Source organism: Allolucifera butyrica (assembly GCF_900476375.1).
Lineage (GTDB): Bacteria > Bacillota > Negativicutes > Sporomusales > UPPP01 > Lucifera > Lucifera butyrica.
This window is the reverse complement of record NZ_UPPP01000103.1, coordinates 1-10,800: the sequence shown is the minus strand read 5'-3', so window position 1 is coordinate 10,800 and position 10,800 is coordinate 1. Positions and strand designations below refer to the sequence as shown.

Below are 10,800 nucleotides of genomic sequence, written 5' to 3'. Positions count from 1 at the left end.
GGGAACATCTTTTTCCACAATCGCGCCGCCAGGAATAGAGCCAACGGTAGGAAAGTTCTTCTGCTGGCTGCTGCCACCGCTGCTGACGGAAAAACCGCCAATGGACAAAGGGCCTTGCCCGACTGCATACACAGCGCCGTTGGCCGCCTTTAGCGGCGTCTGAATCAGGGTGCCGCCTTCAAGGCTTTTCGCATCTCCCATGGAAGATACGGTAACGTCAATGGTATCGCCGGGTTTGACAAAAGGCGGCAATTGCGCCGTGACCATAACGGCCGCCACATTTTTAAACTGCATTTGGGATGAACTTACGGTCACCCCAAAGGTTTTCAACATGCTGACAATGGATTGGATCGTAAAGGTTATTTTATTGGAATCGCCGGTCCCTGCCAGTCCGACAACAAGGCCGTAGCCAACCAGTTGGTTGCTGCGCACGCCCTGCAATTTGGCAATATCCTTAATCCGGGTGCCGGCTTCGTCGGCCATAGCCGGCGCTAAATTGCTGCCGATTAAAATTACGGTTAAGCATAGAATCACGAACTTGCGCATAGATATAATCCCTTTCTCCCCAAACTGACATTAGAACAGGAAATTAAACAGCTGGGTTAAAATGCCTTGCCGCTCTTTTGCCGAAATAGGCCCCTTGCCTTCCAAATCAATATGGGCATCCGCAATAGAGTAGGAATACACGGTGTTATCCGGTGAAATATCTTCCGGCCGGACAACGCCGGACACGATGAATTTCTGCTCTTCCCCGTTTTGCTTTACGCTTTGGGTGCCTTGAATAACCAGATTGCCGTTGGGTTTGACTGCAATAACCTGGGCCGTCATTCTGCCGCTCAGAGTATTCGTGTTGGTAAGCGTACCGGAGGTTTTAAAGCTGTCCGAACTGCCGGCGGAAGCACCCGGTATCCAGCCGCTTAATAATCCCGTACCGGCGGTCAGGTTTGTACTGCTGCTTTTGGTGTTGTTGGCTTGTCCCACCCGGCTGGCGCTGGAATTTTCATTAATGATAATTGTAAGACTATCCCCTATGCTATGGGCCTTTCTGTCGCTGAACATGGCAGCTCCCGGTCCGTTGTCGCTCCATAGAGAATCGGCCTCGGATCTATGTACCGGAGCCAAGACCACCAGCCCAATTGCCAAGGTAAGTAGAATAACGTTTCTTTTCAGGGCATTCATTGCCATCACCCTCACTTTCCATTATACGTAATGGCCAGAACTGAAGAATCATTGATTACCCGAGCGGCAATCATCTTGCGGGATGTCATATTCTGCACCCGGATTACTTCCCCCTGTCTCCCGTCCTGCATGGCCTGTCCGACAGCCGTTACTTCAATACCGCCGATACGGGCCACAATATTGACCATACTGCCCCGTTTGATCACCACCGGCTCGTCCAGCATGGACTCGGTAATAATCATACCATCGGTAATGCTGCGCCGGGCCATAAGGCCGACAACTTTATTGATATCCGTAATATAACCCGCCGCCAGACGCCCCACATCCATCCGTTCATACCGTACGCTGCCCGTAGTGAGAGCGTCACGGGAGGCAATGGGAGCTGCGGCAACCACTACATTCTGAAACTGTTTTACGTTAACCCGAACGCTAATTGTCGTATAGGGCACTCCGTCAATCAAAATCGCCACATTAACCGTAGTTGGTGTATTAAACCGTATGCCGTAGGGAATATTGGCTTTCAATAAAGCTGCTCCCGCCGGCACAACCGTATCGGCAACTTCTTCCGCCGGATTTATATCAAATGTTTTGCTGTTCTTAGCCGCGCCTAACTGCCCCCGGACAGTTGCCAGGGCCCTGTTCAACACATCCTGGCCGCTGATTGTTTGGGAAGCGGCACTGACGTACACGGTCTGGGGCGTCTGCCAGGAAACGCCGCTAAAGTCCGCACCGGAAGCGGCCAATCTGGCTCCCAGCAGTTCCGGCGTCAAAACCACATCGCTACCCGGCGCCGGAGCATTGCCGAGACTGATTTCCCGCAAAGCTTCCACCCGGGCACTGTCGCTGCCGCTGACATCGGCAATATCCCCCAAAGTGATCACGGAACCTGTTACTACCGCCTGTTCATGGACAACAATCGCAATGCCGCCGGCCAGGGCCTGACCTGTTCCCCAAAACAAAAGGAAAATCAGCAGCCAGCCCGCTTTACGCAGCATATTTTATCATGAACGTTTCAGGTTATCGGCAATATTCAACATATCATCGGCGGTAGTAATTGCTTTGGAATTCACTTCATAAGCCCGCTGCGCCACAATCATGTTCACCATTTCTTCCACAACCTGAACATTGGACATTTCCAAATACTGATTGGCAATCGTCCCGGCACCGTCCGTGCCGGGATCGGAGACCACGGGCGTACCGGAAGCCGCCGTTTCCGTCAGAAGATTCCCGCCGATGCTGTTCAAACCGGCAGGATTGACGAAGCGGGCCAATTGAATTTGTCCCAAGTCTTGCGGGGCAGTTTGCCCTGGTATGGCAGCCGTAACATCGCCTGTAGAAGAAACAGAAATGGACGTGGCATCACTCGGAACATTAATTTGTGGTTCCACTGGGTATCCTTCCGAAGTAACGAGTATGCCATTGGAGTCTTTGGAAAAAGAACCGTCCCGGGTATAGGCCAGGGTGCCGTCCGGCATGGTAATTTGAAAAAACCCGTCGCCCTGAATCGCCATATCGTATGAATTTCCCGTATTGGTAAGGTTGCCGGCGGTATAGATTTTTTGTGTCGCTACTTGCCGCACCCCATGGCCGATCTGGATTCCTGTAGGGAGCTGTGTATTGGGACCGGTCGTGGAACCGGCTTGACGAACTGTTTCATACATCAGGTCTTCAAAATCACTGCGGCTTTTTTTAAAGCCGGCCGTATTCACGTTAGCCAGGTTATTGGAAATAACATCAAGATTGTTCTGCTGGGCAGCCATTCCGGTCCCGGCAGTCCATAATGCCCGTATCATAAGTTCATTTCCTCCTGTGGAATAAATTTAATAAATGCTCTTTTGGCAAAACGAAAGCCTGCCATATATATTATCGTAATAAAATCCAAAAACTTAACTATTACTTTGTCAGCCAACTTTTCCCACTTCGTTCACCGCTTTATCAAGCAGTTGATCCTGGGCCTGAACCATTTTCGAATCGACTTCATAGGTACGATAGCCGGAAATCATATTTACCATTTCGCTCACAATATTGACATTGGATCCTTCCAAAAAGCCCTGATGGACAGTGGCATTGGAAGCTTGCGGCACAGCGCCGTTCGCTGCTACAAACAGGCTGTTGCCTTCCTTGCTAAGCTGTTTTTTATTTGCAAAATCCACAATTTGCAGTTGTCCGGCGTCCAGCCCGTCCACCTGGATTCTGCCTTGCGGAGAAACCGCAACCTTGCCGCCACTCAAGCGGATTGGACCGTTCGGACCCAGTACCTGGTAGCCGTCGGCGGTAACCAATTCCCCCTGGGCATCCAGGGTAAAACTGCCATCACGCGTATACCGGGTCCCTGCCGGTGTCTGAACAACGAAATAGCCGTCCCCCTGCAGCGCAAAATCCAAATCATTGCCGGTGCTGCGAATACTCCCGGCGGAATGGTCGGTGGCAATTTCGTCTACCATCGTGCCGGAACCCAGCGGACCAACCGGTTCCACCGGACCGTCATTGATTCGTTCCAGCATCATGTCGGCAAAATTCTTAGTAACGGTAATGTCCTTTTTGTAGCCCGCCGAGTTAGCATTCGCCAAATTATTGGCAATGGCATCATTGCGCAGCGATTCAGCCAGCATGCCCGATGCAGCGATATAAATTCCCCGAATCACAAATTCCACCTGCTTTCATCATTGCTAATAGTGCGAAACGAAACGTTGAATATGGTAAAAAGTCAGGCAATGCCGTTTTTCTTCAACGTCGTCAGACTATCCTGCATACTTTCCATAGAATCCAATGCTTTGCCGGTACCCAGGGCCACACAGGATAGCGGGTCATCCGCCAAATAAGTAGGAATCCCCGTTTCCTGATTAATCAGTTTGTCCAGTCCGTGGATGAGCGAACCACCGCCCGTCATTACAATTCCCCGGTCTACAATGTCGGCCGCCAGTTCCGGCGGCGTCCGTTCCAATACTTGTTTGACACACTCAACAATCAAAGAAACCGGTTCGGAAAGAGCCTCTCTCGTCTCGTTTGAATTGATGCGTACGGTCTTCGGTAAACCGGATAAAAGGTCCCGTCCGCGGATCTCCATGACTTCATTACGTCCCTGCGGAAAAGCGGTGCCAATAGTTACTTTGATTTCTTCCGCCGTCCGCTCGCCAATTAAAATATTATATTCTTTTTTAACATACCGTACCAACGCTTCATCAAATTTGTCACCGCCAATCCGTAAGGATTCACTGACCACGATACCCCCCAGACTTAGGACGGCAATATCGGTCGTTCCGCCGCCGATATCCACCACCATGGACCCGCAAGGTTCCGAGATAACCAGACCCGCTCCCAGCGCTGCCGCCAGCGGTTCCTCAATGAGGAATGTTTTTCTGGCTCCCGCTTGCATGGCCGCCTCCAGCACGGCCCGTTTTTCCACGGTTGTAACTCCCGATGGAATGCAAATCATGATGCGGGGTTTAAAAAACAGGCTCTTGCCTGCCACTTTCTCTATAAAATGACGCAGCATGCTTTCCGTTGTGTCATAGTCGGCAATGACTCCTTCCCGCAAGGGACGGATCGCAATTATATTGCCGGGCGTTCTGCCCAACATGCGGCGAGCCTCTTCTCCAATTGCCAAAATACGGTTTGTATCCCGATCTATCGCTACTACAGAGGGTTCACGCAGCACAATCCCCCTCCCTTTTATGTAGACCAACACATTAGCCGTCCCTAAATCAACGCCGATATCCGTTGACATTCCGAACATAAAGATCCCCTTTCTCCGCAATGTCCCATGCTTGTCCGTAATCCGCGCAAAAAAGTGAAAAATGAAAAAAACAATTCAGTGAGAACCAGAATCAAGACATGGATGATTTTAATTATACGTAACGTCTTTATTCTACATTTTCAATAAAATTCCTTTATATTTCGCACTTCTGTTTTGTTTCTTTATATTTTTTTCGCGTTGCTTCACCACCCCGGATATGGCGTTCCGCTTTATTCATTTCCAAAACATGCTTTACTCTGTTGGCCAGGCGTTTATTAATCGTCGGCAGCCTTTCAATCATATCTTTATGTACTGTACTTTTACTTACCCCAAATACTGCTGCCGTCTGCCGCACGGTATGCTTGCTTTCAAGAATATGATTGCCAATGTCCAATACCCGTTTGCGGATATAATCTTTCATCTGTTCTGCTTCCCCCTCGCCCCTCTTTTGCTACCATGTATATGCGGACAAAAACAAAAAATGCGTGAGTTCATCACGCATTTTTCTTCTTCCGCCTTCATTCGCAGGCTTTCAAGGCCGGGAAACCGGACTATTTAACTAATTTAGCGGGGTCGAGATATTGCCCGTCACTTTTTACCGCCCAATACACATGCGGATAGGATTCCCCCAGCGTCGTTCCTACCGTGCCAATCACGTCACCGGCATGAAGAGAGGCGCCTTTTTCCAGCCGTGTCGAGGCCAGCGACCCATAGTAATATAACCGGTGGTCAGCACCGGCGACAAGTACGGTCAGACCATAACTGCTATCGTTATATACGTTTTCCACCTTGCCGTCCATAGCGGCTGCAACCGGCTGTCCCAAAGTGCCGCTAATGTCAAGCCCCGCATGGTAACGCCAATCTTTATAGACAGGATGTTCAACCCAGCCGAAAGGAAGTTTGATTTCTCCCTGCAGGGGCCATATCGGTCCTTTGATCTGGGCCGAAACCGCATCTGCCGCTGCTTTCGGCCGGACGGCTGGCTGTGATGCCACTTTTGGCGACGCCGGAGCAGCGGCGGGTGAAACGGCAGCAGACGGAACCGCTTGGGACTTCTCCGCGACAGAGGTCTTCGGCTTTTCGACCGGTGCAACCGGCGTGGCCGTCACCGATTTGGGAGAATGAGTAATTTCAATCGGTTTCTCCCGTTCCCTGGACATCAGCCCGCTAATAACCGTTACCATTAACAGTACCGTAATCGCAAGCAATCCGGCAGCGGTTACTACGGCTTTCGGATTAATCCAGAATAAGGGACGCCGGATTATTTTTTGCAACCGGTCCCGCCAAATAAAAATGGGCATTGGTTTACTTGGCATGTCAATCACCTCGCTACCAGTATGCCCAATCCCGACTGCGTTAAGACTCCAATATATTTTTTATCGCCACTCCGGTATAGTAATATGTCAAAATCTGCCGGAAATCTTTCCCTTCTTTGGCCATGCCATTGGCACCGTATTGGCATAATCCAACACCGTGTCCGTAACCTATCGTATCAAATACTAATTTGTCATTTTTTACCTCGACAGTAAAGTTGGTTGAACGAAGGCCCAGTTTTTCCCGTAAGACAAGGGCAGAAAATGTTTTGCTGCCAATACGGATTTTGTCAACCCGGCCCGACCCGGTACGGTCAATAATCCGGGCAATCGTATTATCGCCATTTTGTAAGGCTGTCATAACGCCGGCATCCGGTCCCAGACGCTCTTCCAGCTCACGATACGAATATTCCTTTTTTTCACTATAGCGGGGGGAGCTTTTGTCCCACGGGTCCGGTACACTCTGTAAATAGGGATAGTCAAATCCCCATACCTCTTTTGCGCTGGCCGTCCGTTCGCCGCTGGTAGAATGAAAAACGGCGTTAATGGGTTCGCCATTATAAGTAACAATCAGTCCCCGGGTTCCTTCCACCGCCTCGCTAATTTTTTGCCAATAACGCGCATAGTCCAAACTTCCCCAGCGTTCTCGCAGGGCGGCTTCACTTGCCCATGCCTGCCCCTCTTTAAGGTCGGTACTCACGTCGGCACCGGGGTGAGAGGCGACTCCGCCACCGCCGAACAAAACCATATTTTTCACAGCATACGTTCTTGCCGCCACCGCTTGCGCCTTAAGCGCCTCCAGTTCGAATTCCGCCGGCATTTCCGCCGCCACAACCCCTTTTACATAATCTTCAAGATTCATTTGTACTATCTTGTCCTGGTCATGTAAATAGACTTTAATAATTAAATCCTCGCCTTTATAGACTTTGGACCGGGACGCAGGCGGTGATACCGCGACGTTAAGACCACGCACCACGACCCAGGGTAGTAGAATAACCGCAACGACTACCAACAGAATAGTAACACCGAATACCTGCTTCACGCCTGCTCCTTTCCGGTACTGCCCGGCAATACCTTATTGGGACAGTTTCATCTACAACATAATATGCGGACAATGGTTGGTGTATGCCACAAATTAGGGCGCGGGACTCTTTTGGATATTGGATGTTGGTTGTTGGAATGGGCCCTTGCAACCCTGCGCCACGAGCTCTGCGCCCTGCGCAAACAAAAAAAGAAACGGCTTTTCCGTTTCTTTTTTGTTGAACGTAATATTAGTGCATTTTGTACTAGTCAACGCGTTCAATCAACGCGCCTAATCCTTGAAATTTGCTCACCAGGTTGTCATAGCCCCGGTCGATATGATGAATATAGCCGATTTCGGTCTGCCCCTCCGCTATCAAACCGGCCAGCACCAGGGCGGCACCCGCCCGCAAGTCGGTGGCCTTTACAGGACAGCCCGTCAAATTGGGAACTCCCTCCACAACGGCACTCCGGCCGTCAATTTTAATATTGGCTCCCATGCGTTTCAACTCATCAACATGCATAAACCGGTTTTCAAACACTGTTTCTGTAATCACACTGGTTCCATGGGCAACCGTCAGGAGCGCCATCATCTGAGCCTGCATATCCGTCGGAAAGCCGGGATAGGGAAGGGTTTTGATATCAATCGCCCGTAAGGTTTCAGCCCCCCGGACCCGCAATCCGTCGTTTTCTTCGTCGATACTTACGCCGGCCTCTTTTAATTTGGCAATTACCGGTTTTAAATGTTCCGACAGAACATTTTCCAAATGAATATCCCCACCGGTTATAGCCGCCGCAACCATGTAGGTTCCGGCTTCGATCCGGTCCGGAATCACGGCGTGAGTTGTCCCTTTTAATTCTTTCACGCCTTCGATCTTGATTACGTTGGTACCTGCGCCGCGAATTCTAGCCCCCATGGCATTTAAAAGATTAGCTAAATCAACAATTTCCGGCTCATGGGCGGGATTTTCCAAAATCGTCTGCCCTTTGGCAAGGCAGGCAGCCATCATAATATTTTCCGTAGCACCGACGCTGGGAAAATCAAGATATATTCTGGCACCGGTTAAACCATGCGGCGCCTTGGCCTCAATATAACCATGCCCCAGAACAATTTCCGCCCCCAGGGCCTCAAAGCCTTTAAGATGCAGGTCAATCGGCCGTGTACCGATAGCGCAGCCGCCCGGCAGGGAAATCTGCGACTCGCCTTCCCGGGCAAGAAGCGGCCCCATTACCAGAATGGACGCCCGCATTTTGCGGACCAGTTCATAAGGTGCTTCACAGGTGGTAATATTAGTACTGTCAATACAGAGGCTGTTATCTCCTTCCCGTTGTACCGACACACCCAAATGTCCCAGCACCTCCGAGATTGTCCGGACATCTTCCAAGTCAGGAATTTCCTCCAAAACACTGGGGGTCGTACCTAATAAAGTGCCGGCAATAATAGGCAAAACCGCATTTTTGGCACCGCTGATTTTTACAGAGCCTGAAAGCGTTTTCCCTCCGGTAACGATTAGTTTTTCCACATAAGCTTCCTCCTACAATAGCTCTAAACATTGCCCGATTTCCCGGACCAGAGCGGCTTAATCCGCCGGACTGATCAGTATTCGCGGGTAATAATCGGTGAACCGACAATTGCATAAGTACGGTTATCATACGAACTGTACCGCATCGCCAGGTTCAGATTTATTTTCTTACTTCCTGCTTGCAGTGAATCGGCAATAGACGGTGCATAGCCGCTGGAGCTGACCAGGTTTTCATATTCCATCTGGTCAAGCATCGTAGCGTCTGCGGCATTAAATGCCTGCTGCAGACGTTTCCTCATTTCATCCTTTTCTAGTTTACCATCAAGCCAACCTACCAGGCAAGTACTTATGTGGGCTACTCCTCCTTCCTGCTCAATTATAGTAATTATTTTTTTCCGCCAGAGGCTGAAATTGTGGCTGGAATCCGGTGTACTATCGATATTTACCACCAAATATAATTCCGGTTTGTTGCTTTTTCCGCCAAGATCAATAACCTCGGCAATCACGACGGCCCGAAGCCGGTCATGAACCATCTCGGCGCGCGCCAAACGGTTTGTCCCGTGCAGACTGGTTGTGACGCTATATTCTTGCTGTTGAATTCCCAGTTCCTGCATGGCCCGTTCAACCATGGTCCGTAAATCATTTTCATTCATTTTTGCTGCCGGCGCCGGGATCCTGGACCATCCGTTAATACTCATTTGATTTATACCGGTCCCCATAGCAGTCATCGCATTCTCTAAGACATCCGTTGCTCCCGAAGTACCCTTGCCTGCAGGATTGCAAAGAATCATCAAAAACACAACTGCTGCCACAATTCTTGCTATTTTTTTCACTCGCCCATCCCTCAATATCAAATCAATATATCTATTTTCCATTATTAACAGTTCCACGCAAAGTTATACGGGAAAGAAGGCTGAAACGGCCTTCCGGTAATAGGCAAATAGGGTATTAAAAAAGAAGATTGGGATTTTTCCCAGTCTTCTTTGGCACTATACGCAGTTTATATCTTGTTTTTAAATTTAGCAACCTTCAACCGGACAACAGCCCGGCGCAAAGCGGCTTCGGCCCGGACAGTGTCAATTCCGTCAGCGCTTTTCAAGCGGCTCTCGGCTCTTTCCTTAGCCTCTTCCGCCCGCTCCACATTAATCTCTTCCGGTAATTCGGCACAGCCGGCGAGAACAGTCACCTTTTCCGGCTGCACTTCAATAAATCCACTGCAGACCGACACTTCCGTCTCGCCTTCGCCCTTTAAAATCCGCAGCGGCCAAATGCTTAAACCCGCTATCAGCGGCACGTGCCCGGGCAGAATCCCCAGGTCCCCGTCCGTCGCCCGGGCAATCACCATGTTGACATTGTCCGAATATACGATTCGTTCAGGGGTCACGATGTCCAGCCGTATTGTCTTGGCCAACTGTTATTCCCCCTTCATTTTCTGTGCCTTTTCCACCACTTCGTCGATTGTTCCCGCCATAAAGAAGGCCGATTCCGGTATCTCGTCATGCTTGCCTTCCACAATTTCCTTAAAGCCACGAATGGTCTCTTTCAGCGGCACATACTTGCCCGGCGTGCCCGTAAAGGTCTCGGCCACAAAGAACGGCTGACTCAGGAACCGCTGAATCTTGCGCGCCCTCGATACGGTCAGTTTGTCTTCGTCGGACAGTTCTTCCATCCCCAGTATGGCAATGATATCCTGCAGTTCTTTATACCGCTGCAGGACTTCCTGTACGCTTCGCGCCACCTGATAATGCTCTTCACCCAAAACGTGCGGGTCCATAATCCGTGAGGTGGAATCCAGCGGGTCCACCGCCGGATAAATCCCCAGCTCGGCAATTTGCCGCGACAGTACCGTCGTGGCGTCCAGATGGGCGAACGTTGCCGCCGGCGCCGGGTCCGTCAGGTCGTCGGCCGGTACATAGACCGCCTGTACCGAGGTAATAGAACCCTTTTTCGTCGATGTAATCCGTTCCTGCAAAGCCCCCACGTCGGTGGCCAGCGTCGGCTGATACCCTACCGCCGACGGCATCCGGCC

At 50.5% G+C, this 10,800-nt stretch carries 13 protein-coding genes; all 13 read right to left on the bottom strand.

Annotated elements, in window-relative coordinates; translation table 11 throughout:
* Window positions 1–546 (bottom strand): flagellar basal body P-ring protein FlgI (locus LUCIF_RS20770; RefSeq protein ID WP_133306310.1); only part of this gene is annotated, 546 nt, incomplete at its 3' end.
* Between the two features lie 30 nt (window positions 547–576).
* On the bottom strand, window positions 577–1,179 hold the full coding sequence (locus LUCIF_RS20765) for a flagellar basal body L-ring protein FlgH (RefSeq protein ID WP_122629754.1): 603 nt from the start codon (window positions 1,177–1,179) through the stop codon (window positions 577–579).
* Window positions 1,180–1,190: 11 nt separating this feature from the next.
* Window positions 1,191–2,174 carry a flagellar basal body P-ring formation chaperone FlgA gene (gene flgA, locus LUCIF_RS20760; RefSeq protein WP_122629753.1) on the bottom strand — a complete coding sequence of 328 codons (984 nt, stop codon included), beginning with the start codon at window positions 2,172–2,174 and terminating at the stop codon, window positions 1,191–1,193.
* A 6-nt stretch (window positions 2,175–2,180) separates the two neighbouring features.
* Complete coding sequence (gene flgG, locus LUCIF_RS20755) at window positions 2,181–2,972, bottom strand: flagellar basal-body rod protein FlgG (protein WP_122629752.1); 792 nt, start codon at window positions 2,970–2,972, stop codon at window positions 2,181–2,183.
* A 108-nt stretch (window positions 2,973–3,080) separates the two neighbouring features.
* On the bottom strand, window positions 3,081–3,824 hold the full coding sequence (gene flgF, locus LUCIF_RS20750; protein WP_122629751.1) for a flagellar basal-body rod protein FlgF: 744 nt from the start codon (window positions 3,822–3,824) through the stop codon (window positions 3,081–3,083).
* Between the two features lie 62 nt (window positions 3,825–3,886).
* Window positions 3,887–4,915 (bottom strand): rod shape-determining protein, encoded by a 1,029-nt coding sequence (locus LUCIF_RS20745; protein WP_122629750.1) that lies wholly within the window; start codon window positions 4,913–4,915, stop codon window positions 3,887–3,889.
* Between the two features lie 154 nt (window positions 4,916–5,069).
* The gene (gene spoIIID / locus LUCIF_RS20740; RefSeq protein ID WP_122629749.1) at window positions 5,070–5,336 is read right to left on the bottom strand and encodes a sporulation transcriptional regulator SpoIIID; all 267 of its coding nucleotides are present in this window, start codon (window positions 5,334–5,336) and stop codon (window positions 5,070–5,072) included.
* 130 nt (window positions 5,337–5,466) lie between these two features.
* A complete protein-coding gene (locus tag LUCIF_RS20735; protein WP_122629748.1) occupies window positions 5,467–6,231 on the bottom strand; it encodes a M23 family metallopeptidase in 765 nt (254 codons plus the stop codon).
* Window positions 6,232–6,271: 40 nt separating this feature from the next.
* Window positions 6,272–7,270: a stage II sporulation protein D gene (gene spoIID, locus LUCIF_RS20730; protein ID WP_122629747.1), complete on the bottom strand. Its 999-nt coding sequence runs from the start codon at window positions 7,268–7,270 to the stop codon at window positions 6,272–6,274.
* A 244-nt stretch (window positions 7,271–7,514) separates the two neighbouring features.
* Window positions 7,515–8,771 carry a UDP-N-acetylglucosamine 1-carboxyvinyltransferase gene (gene murA / locus LUCIF_RS20725; protein WP_122629746.1) on the bottom strand — a complete coding sequence of 419 codons (1,257 nt, stop codon included), beginning with the start codon at window positions 8,769–8,771 and terminating at the stop codon, window positions 7,515–7,517.
* A 74-nt stretch (window positions 8,772–8,845) separates the two neighbouring features.
* On the bottom strand, window positions 8,846–9,604 hold the full coding sequence (locus LUCIF_RS20720; RefSeq protein ID WP_165866092.1) for a YwmB family TATA-box binding protein: 759 nt from the start codon (window positions 9,602–9,604) through the stop codon (window positions 8,846–8,848).
* A 167-nt stretch (window positions 9,605–9,771) separates the two neighbouring features.
* On the bottom strand, window positions 9,772–10,182 hold the full coding sequence (locus LUCIF_RS20715) for a F0F1 ATP synthase subunit epsilon (RefSeq protein ID WP_122629744.1): 411 nt from the start codon (window positions 10,180–10,182) through the stop codon (window positions 9,772–9,774).
* Window positions 10,183–10,185: 3 nt separating this feature from the next.
* Window positions 10,186–10,800 (bottom strand): ATP synthase beta subunit C-terminal domain-containing protein (locus LUCIF_RS20710; RefSeq protein WP_442405473.1); only part of this gene is annotated, 615 nt, incomplete at its 5' end.

Coding starts and splice junctions, on each gene's coding strand:
- LUCIF_RS20765 (WP_122629754.1), bottom strand. CDS start 1,179: ATGAATGCCCTGAAAAGAAACGTTATTCTACTTACCTTGGCAATTGGG.
- flgA (WP_122629753.1), bottom strand. CDS start 2,174: ATGCTGCGTAAAGCGGGCTGGCTGCTGATTTTCCTTTTGTTTTGGGGA.
- flgG (WP_122629752.1), bottom strand. CDS start 2,972: ATGATACGGGCATTATGGACTGCCGGGACCGGAATGGCTGCCCAGCAG.
- LUCIF_RS20745 (WP_122629750.1), bottom strand. CDS start 4,915: ATGTTCGGAATGTCAACGGATATCGGCGTTGATTTAGGGACGGCTAAT.
- spoIIID (WP_122629749.1), bottom strand. CDS start 5,336: ATGAAAGATTATATCCGCAAACGGGTATTGGACATTGGCAATCATATT.
- LUCIF_RS20735 (WP_122629748.1), bottom strand. CDS start 6,231: ATGCCAAGTAAACCAATGCCCATTTTTATTTGGCGGGACCGGTTGCAA.